General features: G+C 68.2%; 23 protein-coding genes. 7 read left to right on the top strand and 16 right to left on the bottom strand.

Annotated elements, in window-relative coordinates; genetic code table 11:
• The first annotated feature begins 105 nt into the window (after positions 1-105).
• Positions 106-900 carry a Bax inhibitor-1/YccA family protein gene (locus CLV49_RS01380; RefSeq protein WP_106561932.1) on the top strand — a complete coding sequence of 265 codons (795 nt, stop codon included), beginning with the start codon at positions 106-108 and terminating at the stop codon, positions 898-900.
• Between the two features lie 83 nt (positions 901-983).
• On the opposite strand, the gene guaA is transcribed toward CLV49_RS01380, so the two are convergent.
• From guaA to CLV49_RS01405, 5 genes are read right to left on the bottom strand one after another with little or no spacing between them, the layout of a single operon-like run.
• Complete coding sequence (gene guaA / locus CLV49_RS01385; protein ID WP_106561933.1) at positions 984-2,567, bottom strand: glutamine-hydrolyzing GMP synthase; 1,584 nt, start codon at positions 2,565-2,567, stop codon at positions 984-986.
• On the bottom strand, positions 2,564-3,007 hold the full coding sequence (locus tag CLV49_RS01390) for a DUF3817 domain-containing protein (protein ID WP_106561934.1): 444 nt from the start codon (positions 3,005-3,007) through the stop codon (positions 2,564-2,566). The genes guaA and CLV49_RS01390 overlap by 4 nt, the downstream gene beginning before the upstream one ends.
• A gap of 35 nt (positions 3,008-3,042) precedes the next feature.
• The gene (locus CLV49_RS01395; protein WP_106561935.1) at positions 3,043-3,882 is read right to left on the bottom strand and encodes an SURF1 family protein; all 840 of its coding nucleotides are present in this window, start codon (positions 3,880-3,882) and stop codon (positions 3,043-3,045) included.
• Positions 3,875-5,245 (bottom strand): cation:proton antiporter, encoded by a 1,371-nt coding sequence (locus tag CLV49_RS01400; RefSeq protein WP_106561936.1) that lies wholly within the window; start codon positions 5,243-5,245, stop codon positions 3,875-3,877. Before CLV49_RS01400 ends, CLV49_RS01395 begins: the two co-directional genes overlap by 8 nt.
• A gap of 3 nt (positions 5,246-5,248) precedes the next feature.
• On the bottom strand, positions 5,249-5,776 hold the full coding sequence (locus CLV49_RS01405; RefSeq protein ID WP_106561937.1) for a cation:proton antiporter regulatory subunit: 528 nt from the start codon (positions 5,774-5,776) through the stop codon (positions 5,249-5,251).
• Between the two features lie 854 nt (positions 5,777-6,630).
• Here CLV49_RS01405 and CLV49_RS01415 point away from each other — a divergent pair.
• Positions 6,631-7,002 (top strand): hypothetical protein, encoded by a 372-nt coding sequence (locus CLV49_RS01415; RefSeq protein WP_127054494.1) that lies wholly within the window; start codon positions 6,631-6,633, stop codon positions 7,000-7,002.
• A gap of 12 nt (positions 7,003-7,014) precedes the next feature.
• Here the strand turns inward: CLV49_RS01415 and CLV49_RS01420 are convergent, their stop codons facing one another.
• The 3 genes from CLV49_RS01420 to guaB all read right to left on the bottom strand — a co-directional run bounded on the left by CLV49_RS01420 (position 7,015) and on the right by guaB (position 11,515).
• Entirely contained in the window at positions 7,015-8,745 is a 1,731-nt protein-coding gene (locus CLV49_RS01420) for a glycerol-3-phosphate dehydrogenase/oxidase (protein ID WP_106564810.1), read from the bottom strand.
• Between the two features lie 53 nt (positions 8,746-8,798).
• Positions 8,799-9,917 (bottom strand): GuaB3 family IMP dehydrogenase-related protein, encoded by a 1,119-nt coding sequence (locus CLV49_RS01425; protein ID WP_106561940.1) that lies wholly within the window; start codon positions 9,915-9,917, stop codon positions 8,799-8,801.
• A gap of 98 nt (positions 9,918-10,015) precedes the next feature.
• Positions 10,016-11,515 (bottom strand): IMP dehydrogenase, encoded by a 1,500-nt coding sequence (gene guaB / locus CLV49_RS01430; protein WP_106561941.1) that lies wholly within the window; start codon positions 11,513-11,515, stop codon positions 10,016-10,018.
• Positions 11,516-11,756: 241 nt separating this feature from the next.
• Between guaB and CLV49_RS01435 the strand changes: the two genes are divergently transcribed.
• The 4 genes from CLV49_RS01435 to CLV49_RS01450 are packed head-to-tail and all read left to right on the top strand — an operon-like array spanning position 11,757 to position 15,792.
• Positions 11,757-13,076, top strand: coding sequence for a branched-chain amino acid ABC transporter permease (locus CLV49_RS01435; RefSeq protein WP_243696749.1), 1,320 nt, complete (start codon positions 11,757-11,759; stop codon positions 13,074-13,076).
• 10 nt (positions 13,077-13,086) lie between these two features.
• Positions 13,087-14,067, top strand: coding sequence for a branched-chain amino acid ABC transporter permease (locus tag CLV49_RS01440; RefSeq protein ID WP_106561943.1), 981 nt, complete (start codon positions 13,087-13,089; stop codon positions 14,065-14,067).
• Positions 14,068-14,101: 34 nt separating this feature from the next.
• Entirely contained in the window at positions 14,102-15,016 is a 915-nt protein-coding gene (locus CLV49_RS01445) for an ABC transporter ATP-binding protein (protein ID WP_106564811.1), read from the top strand.
• On the top strand, positions 15,013-15,792 hold the full coding sequence (locus CLV49_RS01450) for an ABC transporter ATP-binding protein (RefSeq protein WP_106561944.1): 780 nt from the start codon (positions 15,013-15,015) through the stop codon (positions 15,790-15,792). The genes CLV49_RS01445 and CLV49_RS01450 overlap by 4 nt, the downstream gene beginning before the upstream one ends.
• A 409-nt stretch (positions 15,793-16,201) precedes the next feature.
• Here the strand turns inward: CLV49_RS01450 and CLV49_RS01455 are convergent, their stop codons facing one another.
• The 3 genes from CLV49_RS01455 to groES all read right to left on the bottom strand — a co-directional run bounded on the left by CLV49_RS01455 (position 16,202) and on the right by groES (position 19,159).
• Positions 16,202-17,548: an ABC transporter substrate-binding protein gene (locus tag CLV49_RS01455; protein WP_106561945.1), complete on the bottom strand. Its 1,347-nt coding sequence runs from the start codon at positions 17,546-17,548 to the stop codon at positions 16,202-16,204.
• 178 nt (positions 17,549-17,726) lie between these two features.
• The gene (rarD, locus tag CLV49_RS01460) at positions 17,727-18,701 is read right to left on the bottom strand and encodes an EamA family transporter RarD (RefSeq protein WP_243696750.1); all 975 of its coding nucleotides are present in this window, start codon (positions 18,699-18,701) and stop codon (positions 17,727-17,729) included.
• Positions 18,702-18,862: 161 nt separating this feature from the next.
• Positions 18,863-19,159: a co-chaperone GroES gene (gene groES / locus CLV49_RS01465; RefSeq protein ID WP_106561946.1), complete on the bottom strand. Its 297-nt coding sequence runs from the start codon at positions 19,157-19,159 to the stop codon at positions 18,863-18,865.
• A 134-nt stretch (positions 19,160-19,293) separates the two neighbouring features.
• Between groES and CLV49_RS01470 the strand changes: the two genes are divergently transcribed.
• Positions 19,294-20,508, top strand: coding sequence for a THUMP-like domain-containing protein (locus CLV49_RS01470; protein WP_106561947.1), 1,215 nt, complete (start codon positions 19,294-19,296; stop codon positions 20,506-20,508).
• Here the strand turns inward: CLV49_RS01470 and CLV49_RS18240 are convergent.
• Genes CLV49_RS18240 through tsaB form a run of 5 tightly spaced genes read right to left on the bottom strand, consistent with a single transcriptional unit; the run spans position 20,495 to position 23,618 of the window.
• Positions 20,495-20,935 (bottom strand): DUF4190 domain-containing protein, encoded by a 441-nt coding sequence (locus CLV49_RS18240; protein WP_158261876.1) that lies wholly within the window; start codon positions 20,933-20,935, stop codon positions 20,495-20,497. The genes CLV49_RS01470 and CLV49_RS18240 overlap by 14 nt on opposite strands.
• A gap of 56 nt (positions 20,936-20,991) precedes the next feature.
• Positions 20,992-21,399, bottom strand: a complete 408-nt coding sequence (locus CLV49_RS18245; protein WP_158261877.1) for a hypothetical protein — start codon at positions 21,397-21,399, stop codon at positions 20,992-20,994.
• A 58-nt stretch (positions 21,400-21,457) separates the two neighbouring features.
• Positions 21,458-22,516: a tRNA (adenosine(37)-N6)-threonylcarbamoyltransferase complex transferase subunit TsaD gene (gene tsaD, locus CLV49_RS01480; RefSeq protein WP_106561949.1), complete on the bottom strand. Its 1,059-nt coding sequence runs from the start codon at positions 22,514-22,516 to the stop codon at positions 21,458-21,460.
• Positions 22,513-23,004, bottom strand: coding sequence for a ribosomal protein S18-alanine N-acetyltransferase (rimI, locus tag CLV49_RS01485; protein ID WP_243696751.1), 492 nt, complete (start codon positions 23,002-23,004; stop codon positions 22,513-22,515). Before rimI ends, tsaD begins: the two co-directional genes overlap by 4 nt.
• Positions 23,001-23,618: a tRNA (adenosine(37)-N6)-threonylcarbamoyltransferase complex dimerization subunit type 1 TsaB gene (tsaB, locus tag CLV49_RS01490; RefSeq protein ID WP_106561950.1), complete on the bottom strand. Its 618-nt coding sequence runs from the start codon at positions 23,616-23,618 to the stop codon at positions 23,001-23,003. The genes rimI and tsaB overlap by 4 nt, the downstream gene beginning before the upstream one ends.
• Positions 23,619-23,620 lie beyond the last annotated feature (2 nt).

A 23,620-nucleotide genomic window follows, 5' to 3' on the forward strand; every position in this document is an offset into this window, starting at 1 on the left:
GGAATCGGAAGCTGTCTCCCAGCGTTGTGAGATAGCGTGGACGCATCGCTCCTACACAGGGGGCGCCGCATCCCAGCCGCACTGACTGAGAGTAGGACTACAGCAATGGCATCGAACAACCCCGCCTTTAGAAACAACGCCTTCCAGGGGGGTCAGGTCGCGACCGCACAGCAGGGGCTGAGCGCTGAAGAGCTCGTCGAGATGTACAACCGCCCCGCCGCCGCTCCGTCGCAGACGGACCGCATGACGGTGGAGGACACGGTCATGAAGACCGGCATCTCCTTCGGCGTGCTGCTCGTCGCAGCGGTCGTCGGTTGGGCCGTCCCCGCCCTGGCTATCCCCGCTGCGATCGTCGGGTTCGTGCTCGCGCTCGTCAACATCTTCAAGAAGGAGCCGTCCCCGGCCCTCATCCTCACCTATGCGGGTGCGCAGGGACTCTTCGTCGGCGGAATCTCGAGCTTCTTCGAGATGCGCTGGCCGGGCATCGTCAGCCAGGCGACGATCGCGACGCTCGCCGTCGTCGGCGTCACCCTCGCGCTCTTCGCGAGCGGCAAGGTGCGCGCCTCGAAGCGGGCCACGAAGATCTTCCTCATCGCCATGGTCGGCTACGCGCTGTACTCGCTCGTCAACGTCGGCCTCATGATGTTCGGCGTCACGGACAGCGCCTTCGGCCTCAACAGCCAGGTCGAGATCGCCGGCATCCCGCTCGGCCTCGTCCTCGGCGTGTTCGTCGTCCTGCTCGCCGCGTACTCGCTCGTGCTCGACTTCGACATGATCCAACAGGGCGTGCGCAACCGCGCTCCGCGCAAGTACGGCTGGACGGGCGCGTTCGGCATCATGGTCACGGTCATCTGGCTCTACACGGAGCTCCTGCGGATGTTCGCGATCGCTCGCAACTGATGATCGACTGATCGACAACGACGAAGGGCCGGGAGCATCGCTCCCGGCCCTTCGTCGTTCCCGTCATCTCGACGGGACGGGGATCACTCCCACTCGATGGTCCCCGGCGGCTTCGACGTCACGTCGAGCACGACGCGGTTCACGCCGTCGACCTCGTTCGTGATGCGGTTGGAGATGCGGGCGAGCACGTCGTAGGGCAGGCGTGTCCAGTCGGCGGTCATCGCGTCCTCGGACGAGACGGGACGCAGCACGATGGGGTGACCGTAGGTGCGGCCATCGCCCTGCACCCCCACCGAGCGGACGTCGGCGAGCAGCACGACGGGGCACTGCCAGATCTCCGCGTCGAGGCCGGCCGCCGTGAGCTCTGCCCGCACGATCGCGTCGGCCTCGCGCAGGAGGTCGAGACGCTCCTGCGTGACCTCGCCGACGATGCGGATGCCGAGTCCGGGACCGGGGAACGGCTGGCGACCCACGATGACCTCGGGAAGCCCGAGCTCGCGGCCGATCGCGCGCACCTCGTCCTTGAAGAGGGTGCGGAGCGGCTCGACGAGCTCGAACTGCAGGTCCTCCGGCAGACCACCGACGTTGTGGTGGCTCTTGATGTTGGCCGTCCCCGTGCCGCCGCCCGACTCCACGACGTCCGGGTACAGCGTGCCCTGGACGAGGAAGCGGATGGGGTCGCCGTCCTGCTCGAACGACTCCGCGACGAGGTCTGCCTGTGCCTGCTCGAACGTGCGGATGAACTCGCGGCCGATGATCTTCCGCTTCTGCTCGGGGTCGCTCACACCGGCGAGAGCCTCGAGGAAGCGCTCCCGCGCGTCGATCGTGACGAGGCGCACACCCGTGGCCGCGACGTAGTCCTCCTCGACCTGGCGGCGCTCGCCCTGGCGCAGGAGGCCGTGGTCGACGAAGACGCACACGAGCTGGTCTCCGACGGCCTCGTGGACGAGAGCCGCCGCGACAGCGGAGTCCACGCCGCCGGAGAGGGCGCACAGGACCTTGCCCGTGCCCACCTGGGCACGGATGCGGTCGACCTGGTCGGCGATGACGTTGCCCGCGTTCCAGTCGGCGGCGATACCCGCCCCCCGGTGCAGGAAGTTCTCGATGACGCGCTGGCCGAACGCCGAGTGCTTGACCTCGGGGTGCCACTGCACGCCGTAGAGCCGACGCTCGTCGTTGGCGAACGCGGCCACGGGCGTCGACGCGGTGGAGGCGAGCACGTCGAAGCCCTCGGGGGCCGTGGCGACCGAGTCGCCGTGGCTCATCCACACGGTCTGGTCCGTCGGCTGGTCGTGCAGCAGCGTGCCGCCCTCGATGGCGACGTTCGCGGCCGTCGACCCGTACTCACGCGCACCCGTGCGGGCGACCGTGCCGCCGAGGGCCGTCGCCATCACCTGGAATCCGTAGCAGATGCCGAGCGTCGGCACCCCGAGGTCGAAGACCTTCGGGTCGAGCGAGGGCGCACCCTCCTCGTAGACGCTCGACGGTCCGCCCGACAGCACGATCCCGACGGGGTTCTTCGCCGCGATCTCGTCGGCGGAGATCGAATGCGGGACGATCTCGGAGTAGACGCCGGCCTCGCGGACGCGCCGCGCGATCAGCTGCGCGTACTGCGCTCCGAAGTCGACGACGAGGACGGGCCGCGGGCCATCGGGCAGTTCGCTCATGCGGTCGGGGCCTCCACTTTCTGGGTCGACGCCGCGGTTCGGCGTTCGAGGTACGAGGTGACCTCTCGGCCCACACGGGCCTCGAGGAAGAACGAGAGCAGCGGCACGATTCCACCGCTGGCGATGAGGAGGAACTTCCAGAACGGCCAGCGCATGAGGGACCAGAGCCGGAAGTCGCTGAAGAGGTAGACGACGTAGAACCACCCGTGCGCGATCAGGATGCCCGTCGACAGGTTGACGGCCACTGCCGTCTCCCGCGGGACGAACGCCAGGAAGCCGTAGGGACCGGCGAGTTCGAGCTCGTAGCCGAGTCCGTACTTGACGATCATCTCCAGGCAGAGCAGCAGGAGCATGACGCCCGTGATGATGGACGCGATCTTGTAGAAGCGCAGCGCGCCGCGGATGCGAGGCAGGTCGCTCTCGCGGGGTTCGAGGGGCATGCGTCCAGTTTAGACGCCCGTGCCCCTGCGGATCGTCACGGCCCGGATACCTCCACGAGGGCCTTCTCTTCGGCCTCGCGCTCCCAGGCGTCCCGCCCGAGTCGGTACCAGAAGTACACGGCGAAGCCCGCGAACACCACCCACTCGACGGCGTAGAAGATGTTGAGCCAGTTGACGGTCGTCGCGGACTCCGGGCGCGGCGAGTAGATCTTCTCGAGCCCGCTCGGCGCCTCGGCGGAGATCAGGTTGACGCTGTAGATGTCGGGAGAGGCCGTCGGCTGCCAGATGTTGATGAGCGCCGCCTCGGACAGCGTGGTCATCTCGTGCGGGTCGCCCTGCTCGTCGGGGACGATCGGTGCCTCCGAGTCGACGATGCGACCCGTGAGCTCCACCGTTCCGTCAGGGGCTCCACCGGCGTTCCAGGCCGCGGCCGTCTGCCTCGCGACGTCCTCGTCGTCCGTCCATCCCATCGCGACGGCGAGGGACGGACCGGTACCGTCGGCCCCCGTTGCGAGGTGCCCGGCGACCCACCACCCCGTCGGACCGTCGTTGACACGTTCCGAGATGACGAGGAAGTCGCCCTCCACCCAGACGCCCTCGACCTCGACGAGACGCCCGACGTCGTCGGTGCGGATGACGTCGGTCGGCGCCTCCAACACGTCGGCGAGCGGAGTCGGCGTCTCGGCGACGCCCGCGACGGTTCCGGTGTCGCTCGACTCGACCGCTCGCGAGAGCTGCCAGTGTCCGAGCGCCGCGAAGGCGCCGGCGACGACGAGCGCGAGCGCGAGTAGAGCGATCCACCGCGGCCGCACGAGAGTGCGCCACAGCGGCGTATCCGGCACGATCCGGGCCTCGGTGTCCGTGTCGTCAGTCATCGCGGCCTCCCCGGCGTCGGTCGTCGGTGTCGTCGCTCGAACCGGCGTCGCCCGCCATCGCCGCCTCGACGAGGGCGATCTCCTCGTCCGTCATCGCGCCGCGACGCGACTCCCCCGGCACGACCCCGCCTGTCGCGGCTGCGAGCGCCTGAGCGCGCCGTCGCCGTCGCTTCGACGGCAGGATGACCGCTCCGATCCGCTCAGACTGGGCAGCGATCATCGGTCCGCCGATGGAGAGGATGAGCACGTAGAGGCCGGCGAACGGCTGGATGCGCTCGTCGAGACCGGCCGAGAGCGACAGCGTCGCGAGGATCAGAGCGAACTCCCCGCGGTTCTGGAGGATGACCGTGGTGTTGATCCCCTCCTGCGCCCCGAGTCCGTTGAGGCGGGACACGACTTGTCCGGCGACGACGTTCAGGAGAACGGTCATGAGCACGGCGCCGAGCACCGGGAGGAGGACGCCGCCGAACTTGGAGGCATCGAGAGCCAGACCGAAGTTGAGGAAGAAGAAGGCGCCGAAGACGTCGCGGAGCGGAACGGCGATCGTCTCGATCCGGTTCCGGAAGCGCGTGGCGCCGAGCACGAGCCCGATGAGGAATGCGCCGATGGCATCGGTCACGCCCAGCAGTTCGCCGATCCCGCCGAACAGGACGGCGAGGCCGAAGAAGAGGATCGTGAAGAGCTCGTCGTCCTTCGTGCGCAACAGCCGCGAGACGACCCGACCGCCGAAGCGGGCGACGCTGAACATCACGACGATGAACGTGAAGGAGAGAGCGAGTTGGCCGACGACGGGCCAGAGCTCCGTCTGCCCCGACAGGACGACGCCGACGATCGCGAGGTAGATCGCGATGAAGACGTCCTCGACGACCGTGATGCCGAGGATCATCGGCGTCTCGCGATTGGTCAGGCGGCCGAGCTCGATGAGGAGCTTGGTCACGATCGCGCTCGAGGAGGTGGCCGTGATCCCCGCGATGATGAGGGCTTCCGGCGTCCCCCACCCCACGAGGAAGCCGAAGCCGAGCCCGGCGGCCATGTTGACGAGGATGTACGTCCCGCCCGACACGAGGAGCTTCCCCGCGTTGCCGAAGAACTCGTCCTGATCGAACTCGAGACCGAGGTTGAAGAGCAGGAGGACGAGTCCCATGACCGCGATGAGGCCGATGTAGTCGCCCTCGAGCGTCAGCGGGAACCATCCCGTGTACGGCGACGCGAGGAGCCCGACGATCATGTACACGGGGATCGCGGGGAGGCCGATGAGCTTTCCGAGACGGCCGAGCCCGTAGGCGATCAGGAAGAGCAGGCCGACGACGACCATGTCGGCGCCGAAGTGCGATCCCTCGACGGCGGCAGCGGCAAGCGGCATCCGTCAGTTCCCGGAGGACGAGTCGACGGGGGCCTTCTTCGTCTCTCCCGTGCGGAAGAACGAGAAGGCCTTCGCCACCTTCTCCGGGCTTCCGGCGACGACCAGGATGTCGCCGGGGAAGACGCGGAAGTCGGCCGCCGGGGCCGGGTTGGTGGATTCACCGCGCACCACGGCGACGACGGTGAGGCCGATGATGCCGTGCTCGGCCGGGTCGCCGAGGGATTGTCCGGCGATGTGGTCCTCATAGTCGACGGTGAACCAGTCGATGGAGAGGCCGGGGAGCTGATCGAGCGCCGTGAGCGACTCGGTGATGCGGGTTCCGCCGAGGAGCTCTGCGAGGGTGTGCGCCTCGTCCTCCGAGAGCCTGAGCGACACCTTGGTGGCGTTGGATCCGTCTTCGTCGTCCGAGAACGTGACGAGGTCGCTGTGCCCGGACCGGTGGGCGATCACGCCGACCTTTCCGCCGTCGTCCGTGATGAAGGAGTGCAGGACACCGACACCCGGGAGCTTGACCCGCCGCACGTCGACCATCGCTCAATCCCTTCGTCCGACTACCCCTCCAGCCTACCCGCCCCCCGAACACACCCTCCCCGGACGGCGCCACTCCTCCACGCCCTCAGCGAAAGGGCTACTCCCGAGCGAGGGCCCTAGTTTCAGCTGACGCCCTCGGCACAGATGTGTAGCCGTCGACGCCTCCCTCGTCGTCCACAGCGGCAACCCGGCGCTCGTCTCCCCCGAGGCGGCCATTCCCGGCCCGCGAGCACGAGCGAAGGAGGAACGTCGACGCATGCCATCCGTTTTCGACGCACCCGACTACCCGTTCGACTTCACCGCGACCCGACGCAGTGGAGGACGCACACCGCCGTCGCCAGCAGCCGAGGGCCTGCACCGGGTTCGGCGCGGGGTGTACGTGCCGACCGAGAAGTGGTCGGCGATGGATCCGGACGACAGGTATCGCGCGTTCATCCATGCCACGCTGGCCTGCTCGCCGACCGCGCCTGTTCTCAGCCACTTCTCCGCCGCAGCGATCCATCACCTACCGATCGTCGGGTCGTGGCCGGAGACCGTGCACACGATCATCGATGAGGCGTCCGGGGTCGCTCCTCTGGGCTCTACAGCCGGCACCGGACGTCCCGACCACCTGCGATCGTGGTCGTGGGCGGCGTCAACTGCACGGCTCTCGAGCGGACCATCGTCGACGTCGCCCGCTCGGGAGCGCGCGCCTCGGCGCTCGCGATGGCGGATCACGCAATGTCGCGGGGCATGACGAGCGCCAGGGCCCTGTTGGATGAAGACTCGGCCCTCGGTCCCGGCCGTGGATCTCAGCAGAGCCGGCACTGCTCTCGATGGCGTCGTCCCTCTCCGCGAACGGCGGAGAGTCCTTCGTGCGTCTCCTTCTCCACGACGCCGGCTTCGTGCCTCCGCGGCTGCAACATCGCTATGACGACGACGCGGGCCTCGTGGGATACGTCGACTTCGCGTGGCCCGACCTCGGAATCGTCCTCGAGTTCGATGGTCGACGGAAGTACTCCGCCGCAGAATTCGCGGCAGGACGAACTCCGGAGGAGGTCGTCTGGGCGGAGAAGCGCTGCGAGGATCGACTCCGCGCGCTGGGCCTCCAGGTTCTCCGTGTCACCTGGGAGGACCTCGGCGGGCAGAACCCCGCCGTCGTGGCGATGGTCGCTTCCGCAGGAGTCACTCGACGGCCGCAGATCGGCATCGAGGGCGCCAGGTATACCTGGCGCCCTCGATCGTGAGTAGCTCCTTCGTCAGTCGGTGACGGCCGCGATATCGGGGGCCTCGAGACGCACACGATCGGCGGATTCGTCGTCCGGCTGCTCCTGCGACGCCCGCTCGGCCGCGACACGCTTGAGGTAGTTCTGCACTTCGCGTTCCGTGCGCTCCTCGTCCCAGCCGAGGACGTCGGCCATGAGTGCCGCGGCGATCGGCGCGGCCGACACTCCGCGATCCCATGCCTCGATCGAGATGCGGGTGCGTCGCGCCAGCACGTCCTCGAGGTGAAGGGCCCCCTCGTGCGATGCCGCGTAGACGACTTCCGCCTGCAGGTAGTCGTCGGCTCCCGGAAGGGGCTCGGCGAGCTCCGGTCGGTTCCGGATCAGGTCGAGGAGTTCGTCGGTGAGAACCCCGTACCGGTTCAGGAGATGCTCGATACGCACCTTGTGGACGCCGAACGCCCGGGCGATCTTGCCCCGCTTGTTCCACGCCGCCTGGTATCCCTCAGCACCGAGCAAGGCGATGTCCTGGGTGGTCGAGGGTGGGATCCGTCCGTCGAGGGCGTCGGCGGCCGCGTCGATCGCGTCCTTCGCCATGATCCGATAGGTGGTCCACTTGCCGCCCGCGACCACGACGAGTCCGGGGACGGAGTGGGTGACGATGTGCTCCCGGGAGAGCTTCGACGTCTGGTCGCTCTCGCCCGCCAGCAGGGGGCGGAGACCGGCGTAGACGCCTTCGACGTCCTCGCGAGTGAGCGGTACGGCGAGCACCTGGTTGACATGCTCGAGGATGTAGTCGATGTCCGCCGCCGTCGCCGCCGGGTGCGCCTTGTCGAGATTCCAGTCCGTGTCCGTCGTGCCGATGATCCAGTGCCGACCCCACGGGATCACGAACAGCACGCTCTTCTCGGTGCGGAGGATCATGCCCATCGTCGACTGGAAGCGGTCGCGCGGCACGAGGAGGTGGACACCCTTGGACGCACGCACCTTGAACTGACCGCGCTCCCCCACCAGGGCCTGGGTGTCGTCCGTCCAGACACCCGTCGCGTTCACGACCTGCTTCGCGCGGATCTCGAACGTCTCGCCGGTCTGCAAGTCGTGCGCGGTGACGCCGACGACCCTCTGACCGACCTTGATGAAGCCCTCGACGCGCACGCGGCTCGCGACGTGGGCGCCGTAGAACGATGCGGTGCGGGCGAGTGACGAGACGTAGCGCGCATCGTCGACCTGCGCGTCGTAGTAGGTGAGCCCACCCGTGAAGGCGTTCGCCGCGAGGGAGGGGATCGAGCGCTGGATCTGACGCTTGCTGAGGTGACGGTGGTGCGGGACGCCGGGAGGGCGTCCTCCCGAGTAGCTGAAGATGTCGTACAGGAACATGCCCGCACCGATGTAGAACCGTTCCCATACGGGCTTGGTGAGCGGGTACAGGAACCGCACCGGCTTCACGAGGTGGGGGGCGATCCTCTGCAGGAGGAGCCCGCGCTCGATGAGCGCCTCGCGGACGAGTCCGAAGTCGAGCTGCTCGAGGTAGCGGATGCCGCCGTGCACGAGCTTCGACGACCGGCTCGACGTTCCGCTCGCCCAGTCGCGGGCCTCGAGGAGACCCGTGGAGAGTCCGCGGGTCACGGCGTCGAGCGCCGCGCCCGTGCCGACGATGCCGCCTCCGACGACGAGGACGTCGAGCTCCTTCGACTTCAAGGCCTCGATCGCTGCGAGTCGCTCCTCCGGCCCGATCTTGTTGGACCGTGAAACAGAATTCTGGGCCATCATCGCCTCCAAAAGGACGTCAGCAGAGGGACCCGACGGCCCCGTTTTCGACGCTACTGCACGGGGTAGGGGGCGACAACCACCTCTACCCGCTGGAACTCTTTGAGATCGCTGTACCCGGTGGTGGCCATCGACCTCCGGAGCGCTCCCACGAGGTTCGCCGTGCCGTCGACCGTGGTCGCCGGCCCGTAGAGGACCTCCTCGAGCGACCCGACCTGGCCGACCTCGACACGGCGTCCGCGCGGAAGCTGCGAGTGGTAGGCCTCGGTCCCCCAGTGGAACCCGCCACCGGGCGCATCGGAGGCGCGCGCCAGCGTCGTTCCGAGCATGACCGCGTCGGCTCCGCACGCGATCGCCTTCACGATGTCACCGGATGATCCGAGACCGCCGTCGGCGATCACGTGCACGTACCGGCCGCCGGACTCGTCGAGGTAGTCGCGTCGGGCACCCGCGACGTCGGCGACGGCCGTCGCCATCGGCGCGTGGATCCCGAGGGACGCGCGCGTCGTCGACGCCGCTCCCCCGCCGAAGCCCACGAGGACGCCGGCCGCGCCCGTGCGCATGAGGTGGAGCGCCGCCGTGTAGGTGGCCGCGCCGCCCACGATGACCGGGACGTCGAGCTCGTAGATGAACTCCTTGAGGTTGAGCGGCTCCTGGTTCTTGGAGACGTGCTCGGCCGAGACCGTGGTCCCGCGGATGACGAAGATGTCGACACCCGCCTCGACGACGGTGTTGTACAGCTCCTGCGTGCGCTGAGGCGACAGGGCGCCGGCCACGGTGACACCGGCCTCGCGGATCTCGGCGAGGCGCTGTGTGACGAGCTCCGGACGGATCGGCGCGGAGTAGAGCTCCTGCATGCGAGCTGTCGCCTGGGCGGCAGGGAGCGACCGGATCTCGGCGAGCACGGGCTCCGGGTCGTCATAACGCGTCCAGACGCCCTCGAGGTCGAGGACACCGAGTCCGCCGAGCTGTCCGATCATGATCGCCGTCCTCGGCGACACCACGGAATCCATCGGGGCGGCGAGGATCGGGGTCGCGAACTGGAACGCGTCGATGCTCCACGTCACCGAGACGTCCTCGGGGTCGCGCGTGCGGCGGGACGGCACGATGGCGACATCGTCGAACGAATAGGCCCGGCGGGCGCGCTTGGCGCGGCCGATCTCAACTTCCATGCTCACGGGGTAAGCCTACCGGCGTGCACCGACGGACGCCGATCGGGCCCCGAACGCATACGCGTTCGGGGCCCGATCAGGGTGATGGTGCGGATGGATCAGCGACGGTAGTTCGGCGCCTCGACGACGATCTGGACGTCGTGCGGGTGGCTCTCCTTCAGACCGGCAGGAGTGATGCGCACGAACTTGCCGCGCTGCTTGAGCTCGTCGATCGTGCGCGCCCCCACGTAGAACATCGACTGGCGAAGTCCTCCGATGAGCTGGTAGGCGACGGCGGACAACGGACCGCGGTAGGGAACCTGGCCCTCGATCCCCTCGGGGATCAGCTTGTCGTCGCTCGGCACGTCGGCCTGGAAGTACCGGTCCTTCGAGTAGGACGTGCGCTCTCCGCGGGTCTGCATGGCCCCGAGCGATCCCATGCCGCGGTAGTTCTTGAACTGCTTGCCGTTGACGAAGACGAGGTCGCCGGGGCTCTCGTCGCAACCGGCGAGAAGCGAGCCGAGCATGACCGTCTCGGCGCCCGCGACCATGGCCTTCGCGATGTCGCCCGAGTACTGGAGGCCGCCGTCGGCGATGACCGGGATGTCGAACTCGCGCGCGGCGAGTGAGGCCTCGTAGACGGCCGTCACCTGGGGAACGCCGACCCCGGCGACCACGCGGGTGGTGCAGATCGAGCCCGGCCCGACCCCCACCTTGATGGCGTCGGCTCCGGCCTCGGCGATCGCGCGGGCGCCCTCGCGCGTGGCGACGTTGCCCCCGATCACGTCGACGCCCGCGAAGGCGGGGTCGGACTTCAATCGACGGATGAGGTCGATGACACCGGCGGAATCGCCGTTGGCCGTGTCCACGACCAACACATCGACGCCCGCCTCGAGCAGGGCCTGAGCCCGCTGCCAGGCATCACCGAAGAAACCGATGGCCGCGCCGACGCGGAGGCGTCCGCTCTCGTCCTTCGTGGCGAGTGGATACTTCTCGCTCTTGTCGAAGTCCTTGACGGTGATGAGTCCCTTGAGCTTGCCGGCCGCGTCGACGAGGGGGAGCTTCTCGATACGGTGCTGAGCGAGCAGAGCGATCGCGTCCTCCGGGCTGATCCCGACAGCACCCGTGATGAGGCCGTCGCTCGTCATCACCTCGGAGACCTTCGTCGTCGACTTCTCGAAGCCGGCGACGAATCGCATGTCGCGGTTGGTGACGATACCGACGAGCGTGCCGTCCGGGTTCACGACGGGGAGACCGGACACCCGGAACTGCCCGCAGAGCGCATCGACCTCGGCGACGGAGGCGTCCGGAGTGGTCGTGACGGGGTTCGTGATCATGCCCGACTCGCTCCGCTTGACCCGGTCGACCATCTCGGCCTGATCCGCGATCGAGAGGTTGCGGTGGATGATTCCGATGCCGCCCTCGCGCGCCATGGCGATCGCCATGCGCGCCTCGGTGACCGTGTCCATGGCGCTCGAGAGGATCGGAGTGGCCACTCTGATGCGCTTCGTCAGCCGAGAGGAGGTGTCAGCCTCGCTCGGGATCACGTCGGTATGCGCCGGAAGCAGCATGACGTCGTCGTAGGTGAGTCCGATAAAGCCGAAGGGGTCGGTGTCCATTGGCGCCTCTCAGTGTGCGATGTTCCCGCGGGCGAGCGGGCGCACTCGTCGGGCCCGGCCTGTTTGTACCATCTTAAAGCGCAATGCACGGAGTGCTATTCCCACAGTGCATAATTGCCCAACGCCACTCGTCAGGGGCGCGAAACATGACCGTCATGTTGAGGCCGTAGCCTCAAGCACCGTCACATGGCACTGGACGAGGCTACGGCGACATCGCCGTCGCCTCCTGGGAGGTAATTCCTTGCACGCAGGTAAGACATCGGGACGCGTTCCGCGACCCGTCGCACTCGTTCTGGCGACGCTCTTCGCGGCCCTCGCCCTCCTCGGCGTGGGGTCGTCGGTCGCATCCGCGTCCACGGACCCGAGCGAGGAGCCCTCCGGCCCCGTCCTCTCGATCGGGGGCATCCTCCGCGACGGCGACGATCCTGTCGAAGGGGTCGAGATCACCGTAGAGGGCGGCGGCTTCGAGCAGACGGCGATCTCGGACGAGAACGGACGCTGGAGCGTCGAGGTCCCCGAGGAAGGCGACTACACCGTCACCCTCGACCCCGACACCCTGCCGGACGGACTCGACCTCCGCGACCCCGAGAGGACGACCGCGAACGTCTCGGCCGACGAATGGCAGACGAACTCCATCTCGCGACTGTTCCCGCTCGGTGAGGACACCCGGCAGACGTCCGGGTTCGCCGACCTGTTCCTCCAGCGCCTCGTCTCGGGCCTCAACTTCGGCCTCCTCGTCGCGCTCGCAGCGATCGGTATCACGCTGATCTTCGGAACGACCGGGCTCAACAACTTCGCCCACGGCGAGATGGTGACCTTCGGCGGGATCCTCTCGTGGGTCTTCGCGGTCCTCCTCGGCCTCAACATCTTCATCGCCATCCCCATCGTGGTGATCCTCGGAGCCGCATTCGGCTATCTGCAGGACACGGTCCTCTGGCGACCACTGAGGCGGAAGGGGGTGAAGCTCGTTCAAGCGATGATCGTGAGCATCGGTCTCGCGATCTTCCTGCGCTACTTCTACCTCTTCATGGTCGGCGGTGACACCAAGACGATGAACGTCGGCCTGTCGGACGCCATCGTGATCGGGCCCGTGCGCATCACCACCGGTTCGCTCCTCAGCATGGGGCTCTCGGTGGTCGTCCTCGTCGCCGTCGGTCTGTTCCTCACCCGCACCCGGACCGGCAAGGCGACGCGAGCAGTGTCGGACAACCCGTCGCTCGCGGCCGCATCGGGCATCGACGTCGATCGCATCATCCGCACCGTCTGGATCATCGCCGGTGGTCTCGCCGGACTGGCCGGTGTGATGCTCGCCCTGTACCGGCAGGTCTCGTGGGACATGGGACAGCAGGTGCTGCTCCTGATGTTCGCCGCCGTGACCCTCGGCGGCCTCGGATCGGCGTACGGTGCTCTCGTGGGATCCATCGTCGTCGGGCTCTTCGTCGAACTCTCGACCCTCTTCATCCCCGCCGACCTCAAGTACGCGGCGGCTCTCATCGTTTTGATCGTCGTGCTGTTGGTCCGCCCCCAGGGGATTCTCGGACGCCGCGAGCGGATCGGCTAGGAAGGAAATCATGGACTGGGGAAACATCTTCAGCAATGCCGTCGGCGAGCTCATCAGCCCGACCACCGCGGCATACGCCCTCGCGGCGATCGGTCTCGGTGTGCACTTCGGCTACACCGGTCTGCTCAACTTCGGCCAGGCGGCCTTCATGCTCATCGGCGCCTACGGCTTCGCCATCCCGACGATCGAGTTCGGGGCTCCTCTCCCGGTCGCCGTCCTCTGCGCACTCATCGCGTCGGTTCTCTTCGCGCTGTTCCTCGGCATCCCGACGTTGAGGCTCCGAGCCGACTATCTCGCGATCGTCACGATCGCGGCCGCAGAAGTGGTCCGGTACATCGTCACGACGACGGGTCTGACCGACGTCACCGGCGCCGCCAACGGGCTCTCGGGGTTCAAGGGCACGTTCGCGGCCAGCAATCCGATCCCTGACGGCACCTACGGCTTCGGTCCGTTCACGTACAACGCCTACGATTGGTGGGTCCGCATCGTCGGTTGGGGCCTCGTCATCCTCGCGAGCGTGCTCGTGTTCCTCCTGATGCGCAGCCCGTGGGGCCGCATCGTCAAGGGCATCCGTGAGGATGAGGACGCCGTGCGCAGCCTCGGCAAGAACGTCTTCTCCTACAAGATGCAGGCGCTCGTCATGGGTGGCGTGATGGGGTCGGTCGCCGGCATCATCTTCATCCTCCCCCGCGCGGTGCAGCCGGCCAACTACACGACCGGTCTCACCTTCTTCATCTGGACGATCATGCTCCTCGGAGGAGCCGCGACGATCTTCGGACCGATCATCGGCGCCATGATCTTCTGGGTCGTGCTCTCGCTCACGCAGGGCGTGCTCTACGGGGCGATCGAGTCGGGCTTCCTCGGCTTCCTCTCCACCACGCAGGCCGGTCAGATCCGCTTCATGCTCGTGGGTGTGGCTCTCATGCTGCTTGTCATATTCCGTCCACAGGGCATCTTCGGCAACAAGAAGGAGCTGAGCTTCAGTGTCTGATCCCACCACCGGAGGCACGACGCCCCCCGATGCCATCCCCACGACCCATCCCTTCGTGAAGGGGCAGGTCGGCCCCGGATGCGAGAAGGTCGATCCGATCGTCGTCGCCGACGCCGTCTCCCGCAGCTTCGGCGGACTCACGGCGGTCGACGTCGCGCACCTCGAGATCCCCCGCGGCAAGATCACCGCTCTGATCGGACCGAACGGCGCGGGCAAGACGACCATGTTCAATCTCCTGACGGGGTTCGACAAGCCGAACACCGGCACGTGGACGTTCAACGGTCGTTCGCTCGCGAACGTCCCTGCCTTCAAGGTGGCTCGTGCGGGAATGGTCCGGACGTTCCAGCTCACGAAGTCCCTCGGTCGCCTCACCGTGCTCCAGAACATGCTCCTGGGCGCGACGAAGCAGCCGGGCGAGAACGTCTTCACGGCGCTCGTCCGTCCGCTGTGGAAGGCGCGCGAGGCCGAGATCACCGTGAAGGCCGACGAGCTGCTCGAGCGCTTCAAGCTCGATGCGAAGCGCGAGGACTACGCCGCCTCCCTGTCGGGCGGTCAGCGCAAGCTCCTCGAGATGGCCCGGGCGCTCATGAGCGACCCGGAGCTCATCATGCTCGACGAGCCGATGGCCGGTGTGAACCCTGCCCTCACGCAGTCGCTGCTCGGCCACATCAAGAACCTGAAGTCCGACGGCACCTCCGTGCTGTTCGTCGAGCACGACATGCACATGGTGATGCACATCTCCGACTGGGTCATCGTCATGGCCGAGGGCAAGGTCGTGGCGGAGGGGCCGCCTGAGACGGTGATGAAGGACCCCGCTGTGATCGACGCCTACCTGGGCGCCCACCACGACACGGACCTCGGCGACCTCACCGGTGGCCACAGCATCGTGGAGGACGCCCTGGCTGCGGCCCACGAGGTGCACGAGAAGTCCAAGGAGGACAAGGCATGAGTGACACGAGCAGCAGCGCGTCCGGCGCGGCGACCGCCGAGCGCACGGACGCGGTCCTCCGCACCGAGAACCTCGTGGGCGGCTACCTGCCCGGCGTGAACATCCTCAACGGATGTTCGATCGACGCCTACCCGGGCGAACTCATCGGGATCATCGGCCCGAACGGCGCCGGCAAGTCGACCCTCCTGAAGGCGATCTTCGGGCAGGTCAACATCCGCGGCGGCAAGGTGACGCTCAAGGGCGAGGACATCACAGGACTCAAGGCGAACAAGCTCGTCGCCAAGGGCGTCGGGATGGTGCCGCAGAACAACAACGTCTTCCCGACGCTGACGATCGAGGAGAACCTCGAGATGGGGCTCTTCCAGAAGCCGTCGCTGTTCGCGGAGCGCTTCGAGTTCGTCGCCACGCTGTTCCCGGAGCTCGGTTCGCGGCGGAAGCAGCGCGCCGGGTCGCTCTCGGGCGGTGAGCGTCAGATGGTCGCCATGGGTCGTGCACTCATGATCGACCCGTCGGTCCTCCTCCTCGACGAGCCGTCGGCCGGCCTCTCTCCCGTGCGTCAGGACGAGACCTTCCTGCGCGTCCACCAGATCAATCGCGCGGGCGTCTCCGTCATCATGGTGGAGCAGAACGCCCGTCGTTGCCTGCAGATCTGCGATCGGGCGTACGTGCTCGATCAGGGCCGCGACGCCTACACGGGCACCGGCAAGGAGCTCTCCCAGGATCCGAAGGTCATCGAGCTCTACCTCGGTACCCTCGCGGCCGATCAGGGCCACTGACGGCCTGACGCACCGCGCCGTCGACTACTGACGACGAAGGCCCTCCGGACACCGTCCGGAGGGCCTTCGTCGTCTCAGCTGCACGACCGGCGCTCGCCATCCGGCACCATCGCGATCCCGACGCCCCCTGGACGGACGCTACGGCACGTTCCGGACGACGTCGGTCACGGGGCCGCCTACCGGTCGGCGCACGGTCACAACAGGTCCCCCGGACGACGAGGGCCCGATGGTCCTGACCCATTCGGCCGGCTCCGCGGGTCCGGTCGAGTGCCTGCACACGGCGGGCCGGCCACCCGCTGCGCCGATCGGTCACGAGGGAAGGCGGCCGCGCCGGCCCGGGGTGTCGCCCGCACGACGAACGGGGCGCCGGATCCGAAGATCCGACGCCCCGTCACGGGTGGTGCGTGGTCTAGCCGAGCGAACCGAACTGCGAGTCGAGCGGTGCGTAGGTGTTGCCCTCGCCGTACTGGTATACGCCGATGTACGCCTCGGTCGGGTCGCCGTTCTCGTCGAACGTGATGGGACCCGAGATGCCGTCGTAGTCGATGTCCTCACCGTCGGCCAGCAGTGCTGAGCACTCTTCGAAGGTCTCGCACTTGGTGCCACCCTCCGAGACGGCCTGCATCTGGCTCTGGATGCCGGGGCCCGATGCGTCGTCAGCGGCGATGGCGGCGAGCGCCATCAGGATGACGGCGTCGTACGACTCGGCCGCGTAGCTGTAGTCGGTCAGGTCGGGGTTGATGCCGAGCAGACGCGAACGGAAGTCGTCCGTCGCGAGCACACCCGGGAGGGTGCCCTTCGCGCAGTTGAGGGTTCCCTCGTCGAAGTCGGCCGAGTAGTCGGCGAGGTTGCCGTCCACGAAGTAGACGTCCTCACCCGGGTAGCCCTGGGTTCCGACGAGCTCGGGCACGATGACCTTCGTCTGGTCGAACGCGATGAGAGCGATGGCGTCGGGGTCCTCGGCCATGATCGCGTCGATCTGCGAGCTGAACTGGCTGTCACCCTCGTTGAAGGCCTCCTCGGCGACGATCGTTCCACCGGCCGACTCGACAGCCGTCTTCACGTTCTCGGCGAGGCCGGTTCCATAGGCGTCGTTGAGGTAGAGGAGGCCGATGTTGGTGGCACCGTCCTCGACCATGAGGTTTCCGAGCACGCGGCCCTGGAGGACGTCGGACGGAGCGGTCCGCCAGAAGTAGCCGCCGTCGTCGTAGTCCGAGAAGTCGGGCGACGTGTTTGCCGGCGAGATCTGGACGACCTGCGCACCCGTCACCTGGTCGATGAAGGTGAACGAGACGCCGGAGGACGCGGCTCCGACGATGCCCGAGACGCCCTGGCTGAGCAGGTCGGACGCGGACTGCGTCGCGATGTCGGTGGTGGTGTCACCGGAGTCACGGTGGATCACAGCGGCGTTGCCGCCGAGCACGCCGGACTCGGAGGCGTTGATGTCTGCGATGGCGAGGTCGACACCCGCGATCTCGGGCGGGCCGAGGAACGCCAGCGTTCCCGTGGTCGGCAGGATCGATCCGATGGTCAGGGACGTGTCACGGTCCTGAGCTGCCGTGATCTCCGCGGGCTCGACCGCCGTGGTCTCGACGGCCTCGGGTCCGCACGCCTCGGCGCTCGGGTCGGCCGACTCCTCGGTACCGCCTCCGGACGCCGAACAGCCGGCCAGCAGCAGGGTGCCGATTCCGACCGTGGCGATACCGACGCCGACGCGTCGGCGGAGTGAACGCGAGGGGCTCGCGAATACGCTCATGGTGCTCCTTCAATTGCCTCTGATAGAGAAGTTTCGCGTCGGCAGGGTCTATCGACGCGTGCAGCCAAAGCTAACGGCGGGTGGAACCAGACACAATACGGTCGCGTTACGGCCGTGTAACGCGACCCAATCGTTACATTCCGCGAATCGAGGCGGTCCGGACGACGAAATCCGTCGTTCAGGGCAGGACGGGAGGCGTACGCCGTGCGGCACCGGCTGCCGCCGCGAGGTCGATCATGAGCACGACGAGCGCGACCCAGACGAGGCCGAATCCGATCCACCGCTCGAGCGGCATGGCCTCGTGGAGGAAGACGACGCCCACGATGAACTGCAGGAGCGGCGCGACGAACTGCACGAGGCCCATCGTCACGAGGGGAAGACGTCGCGACGCGGCCGCGAAGAAGAGGAGCGGGACGGCCGTGATGACACCGGACAGGACCGTGAGGGCGAGATGCCACGGGCCGGGTGCCCCGATCAGCAGACCCGAGGTGGTCGACACGATCACGAGGGCGACTCCGGCGACGGGCAGCAGGTAGAGGCTCTCGATGGTGAGTCCCGAGAGGGCGTCCACGGTACCGCCGACTCGCTTCTTGATGTAGCCGTAGAGCCCGAACGACGTGGCCAGCACGAGGGCGATCCACGGCACACTCCCGTACCCCACAGCGAGGACGACCACGGCGACCGCCGCGATCCCGACGGCGATCCACTGTGCCACCCGGAGGCTCTCCCTCAGGAGGACGACGCCGATGAGGACGGTGAAGATCGGGTTGATGAAGTAGCCGAGTGCCGCGTCGACGACGTGGCCGCTCAGGGTGCCGAACACGTACGTCTGCCAGTTGCAGAAGATGAGGACGGAGGCGACCGCCATGATCGCCATCGTCCTGCCGTGCCGGGCGATCACACGGAAGGCGCCCCACCGGCGCGTGACCGTGAGGAGGAGCGCGCAGAAGACGAGCGAGAAGACGATGCGCCACGCGACCAGCTCGACCGGGCCCATCGGCTTGAGAGCCAGGAAGAAGACGGGCAGCAGACCCCAGAGACCGTACGCTGACGCTGCGTAGGCGAGCCCACGCCCCGGCCCGGCCGGGGTCGTGGGCGCATCGGAGCCGAGCGGTCCGGCCTCGCTCCGGTTCACGTCAGAGCGATTGGCCACAGATCGATCCTACTGAGCGAGAGGCCGACCGCGCCGCCCGCCGACCGCCGACACCCGTGGATATCCTGCCGCGCATCGATGGCCGCAAGGCCCGACGACGGGAGAAGGTCCGCTCGATCGGAATCGAGCGGACCTTCTCATCACTGCGGTGAGCAGGAGTGTCAGCGGACGACGACCGCCAGGACGTCGCGAGCGGACAGGACGAGGTACTCGTCCACGCCGAACTTGACCTCGGTTCCGCCGTACTTGGAGTACAGGACGCGGTCGCCGACGGAGATGTCGAGGGGCACGCGGTTGCCGTTGTCATCGATGCGGCCGGGGCCGACGGCGATGACCTCGCCCTCCTGCGGCTTCTCCTTGGCGGTGTCCGGGATGACCAGGCCGGAAGCAGTCACCTGCTCCGCCTCGACCTGCTGGATGACGATGCGATCCTCGAGCGGCTTGATGGAGACCGACACGGTTGACCTCTTTCTTATTGCGAAGAATGGGTTAGCACCCTCACCCTGAGAGTGCTAATGCCAGTCTACGGATGCCCTGGCACTCGTGCAACGTGAGTGCCAACGTTCGGCCGACCCGCTGATAGCGTTGCCGGATGGACAGGGCCGAACTCGTCGAACTGCTGACCCCGTCGGGCCTCGCCCTCCTCGACTCCGTCGCCGCCGGCACGCCGTCCGAGCTCGTCTCGACCGTGACCCGCCTCCGCGCGGAGGGGCACCCGGCCGCGCTCGTGTCCGCCGTCCTCGGCCAGGCACGACTCCGCGCACGTGCGTCGCGCAAATTCGGACCGTTCGCCGAACGCATGCTCTTCACCCAGGCAGGCCTCGAGCAGGCGACCCGCCTTCGCGTCGCCGCCCTGCACGCCGGCCGATTCGCCTCGGCCGGGCTCACCCGCGTCGTGGATCTGGGGTGCGGCATCGGCGGCGATGCACTCGCCCTCGCGAGCCTCGACATCGCCGTGACCGCCGTGGAGATCGATGAGGTCACCGCCGCTATCGCGAGCTACAACCTCGCCCCATTCCCGTCGTCGAGCGTCGTCCACGCCGATGCCCGCGACGTCGACATCGACGGGTTCGACGCCGTGTACGCAGACCCGGCACGACGGTCCGCCGGACACTCCGAGACGACGCGCGTGACCGACCCGGACGAGTACACGCCGTCGCTCGACCTCCTCTGGGAGATCGCCGGTCGGAAGCCCGTCGGCATCAAGCTCGGCCCGGGCTTCGACCGCTCGCGCATCCCCGACGATGTCGAGGCGCAGTGGGTCAGCGTCGACGGCGACGTCGTCGAACTCGGCCTGTGGACAGGTGTCCTCGCACGAGAGGGAGTCAGGCGATCGGCGCTCGTCGTCTCCGACGCGGGGGCCGCGGAGATGGTGTCGGACGGAGACAGCGAGGACGAGCACGTGCGCCCCATCGGCTCCTACCTCTACGAGCCGAACGGCGCCGTCATCAGAGCGCGACTGATCGGCGATCTCGCGCGCCGGACCGGTGCAGGGATCCTGAGCGAGCGGATCGCCTACCTCACGTCGGACGAGCTCGTCGCGACACCGTTCGCCCAGGCGTTCCGAGTGATCGCCGACCTGCCGCTCGATGAGAAGACCATCAAGAAGGAGCTGCGGACGCGTCGCGTCGGCGTCCTCGAGGTGAAGAAGCGGGGAGCCGACATCGATCCGGCCGTGTTCCGGCGAAAGATGTCCCTTTCAGGCCCGGAGTCCGCGACGATCGTGCTGACGCGCGTCGCCGGCCGACACCGCGCCCTGCTCGTCGAGCGGGTCCCGTCCGACGAGACGAGCGTCAGGGACTCGTAGGGATGGAGTCCAGAGCCGGGAGGAACGCCGCCAGGAAGAGGAACGGCGCCACGATCGAGATCAGGAGGATGAGGACGACGATCCCCGAGTAGACGTAGGAGATGATCAGGCCGGCCTTCGCGAGCCCCTCCCCCTGCTCTCCCGAGGTCTTGAGCTGGTTGAGGGCGATGTGCCCCGTCACGATCCCGACGAGCGGCACCACGAACGCTGCGATGATCGTGACGATCGCGAGAGTGTTGGTCGGACGCGCCGGAGGGTAGGGCGAGCCGTACGCGGCGTACGGCTGCTGAGCACCGCCGTACGGTTGCTGAGCACCGCCGTACGCCTGCTGACCGCCGGGGGCCGACGGATATCCCCCGGGCTGCTGTGGGTAGCCTCCCTGCTGCGGGATCGAGCCGTTCGGAGCGCCACCCTCGGAATTCGTCATGGACTCATGGTCGCACCACGTCGCCCTCCTCCACAACGACGGTGCGCGACGCCGCCCTACCCGAGCAGGTAGACGGCGCTGTAGACGAGCCAGGCGATCGATCCGAGAGCGCTGACCGCCACGAGCACGATCGACCAGGTCGCCAGCGTCCGGGATGCCGCTCGAGACTTCAGGGCGAGCACGAGAGCGATCACGGAGAGGGGGAAGCCCCACCCGATCGCGAGACCCACGACAGCGCCGACGATCGCGAGGACCAGCGCCGCGATGGCGGACCCGGTGGGCGCGCCGACCGAGGGGGTGAAGGCGACGGACCCGGCCGACGGCCAGGACGACGGGGGTGCTCCCTGCGCGGACGGGCGCGGAGCACCGAAAGCGGGGTTCGACGGCGGCACGAAGGGATCGGGACTCGAGGGACCCGCCGGCGGCGTCTCCGGCCCACGTCCCCATTCGCCTGTGCCGCTCACGCTGTCCTCCTCGTCGACGGTCCCAGCGTAGTCGACGCCGAGGCGTGCCGATCGGGCGTCACGGCACCTGGATGAGGGTCACGGGAAGCGTCGAGTCGGCCGCGGCGCCGAGCGACGACGGCGGCTTGCCCGCACGCAACCGCTCAGCCCCGAGCACGGCGATCATCGCACCGTTGTCGGTGCAGAGGTCCAGCGGCGGGATGCGGAGCGCGACGCCGGCGGCGGCCGCACGCTCGCCAGCCACCTCCCGCAAGCGACGATTGGCGACGACCCCTCCCCCGAGGAGGAGGCGGGGCACGTCGTGGTCCCGGCAGGCCGCGATCGCCTTCGTGATGAGGACGTCGACGACCGCTTCGCGGAACGAAGCCGCGACGTCGGCGACGGGGACCGGCTCGCCATCCGCCTCGCGCTTCTCGACCCACCGGGCGACGGCGGTCTTCAGACCGGAGAAGGAGAAGTCGTAGCGATGCCGCTCCAGGTCCTTCGGCAACGTCAGCCCCCGCGGGAAACGTATCGCTGCCGGGTCGCCCGCCGCAGCCGCACGATCGATCTGCGGACCGCCGGGGTAGGGCAGCCCGAGGACGCGGGCCACCTTGTCGAACGCCTCGCCGGCTGCGTCGTCGATGGTCTCGCCCAGGAGCGCGACGTCGTCGACCAGATCCCTCACCAGCAGGAGGGAGGTGTGCCCGCCCGACACGAGCAGCGCCACCGTCGGGTACTCGATGTCGTCGGCGTCGGGGGCGAGGAGGTCGGCACCGACATGCCCCACGAGATGATTGACGGCGTACAAGGGCTTTCCGAGCGAGACGGCGAGCGCCTTCGCCGCGCCCACTCCCACCATGAGGGCTCCCGCGAGTCCCGGACCGATGGTCACGGCGACGGCGTCGAGGTCGTCGAGATCGATCCCCGCCTCGGCGACCGCCGACTCGATGGTCGGCACGAGCGCCTCGAGGTGTGCCCGCGCCGCGACCTCGGGCACCACACCGCCGTAGCGGGCGTGCTCGTCCATGGACGAGGCGATGCGGTTGGACAGGAGCCGGCGTCCGCGGACGATCCCGATGCCGGTCTCATCGCAACTCGTCTCGATGCCGAGGACGAGCGGTTCGTCGGCACTCACGAGGCGCTCCCGACCGGCCCGACCCCGGCCGGCGGCTCGAACTCGAGTCGCATCACGATGGCGTCGACGTCGTCGGGCTGGTAGTAGCGGGCTCGTACCCCGACGTCGACGAATCCGAGGTCGATGTAGAGCGTGTGCGCCGCCGGGTTGTCGGCACGCACCTCGAGGAAGACGCGTTCAGCCCCGGCGAGACGCGCGGCACCGATCAGCTCGGCCATGACGGCCCGGCCGAGGCCCGCCCGTCGGAACGACGGTGCGATGGCGATCGTCTGGATGTCGGCGTCGGAGGACGCCGTGGGAGCGAGGACTCCCCCGTACCCCACGATGCCCTCCTGGTCGTCCACGACGACGACGTACGACGTGTGCTCGCTGCGGAGCTCGGCGGCCATCTGCTCGTGTGACCAGGCATCGGAGACGAAAGTCTCGTCCTCGAGACGTGTGATGTCCTCGAGATCCGCGTCGGTGGCCGGCCGGATCGAGATGCTCACTGGGACACCTTCTTCCGGGTCGAGAGAGTCACGTCGGGGGCTCGGAGGTAGACGGGCTCATCGGCATCGCTCGCGCGTTCGCCGCTGAGGGTCATCGCTGCGAGGAGAGCGATGTGGGCGGCCGACACCTCGACGGCGTCGACGCGATCCGCGTCCTCGACGGTGAAGGACTCCCGCGCCGCGAGCAGTGGCCCAACCGCACGCACGGGGGCACGCGAACCGCTCGCCGCGGCGTATCGCGACCACGCCACCTCCCGTCTACGGGCGTCGGTCACGACGACGAGGTCCCGCGAGACGCCGGACTCGAGGAATTCTGCGGCGACGGCGTCGTGGCTGACCACGGGGATCACGGGGAGCCCGCGTGCGACGGCGAACGCGCGGGCTGCCGCGATGCCGATGCGAAGCCCCGTGAACGGACCGGGGCCCATCCCGCTCGCGACCGCCGAGACGTCGGCCGGTGCGGCATCCGCCTCGTCGAGGACGCGGCGGATGAGGGTGCCGATGACCTCGGCGTGGGAGAGGTGGTCGGTCTCGCCGGCGGTGGCGAGCAGACGGCCGTCGCCGTCGGCGAGTGCCACGGAGGTCCCGATGGACGAATCGATGGCGAGAATCACGC

Origin of the sequence: Labedella gwakjiensis (assembly GCF_003014675.1) — a bacterium.
GTDB classification, from domain to species: domain Bacteria; phylum Actinomycetota; class Actinomycetes; order Actinomycetales; family Microbacteriaceae; genus Labedella; species Labedella gwakjiensis.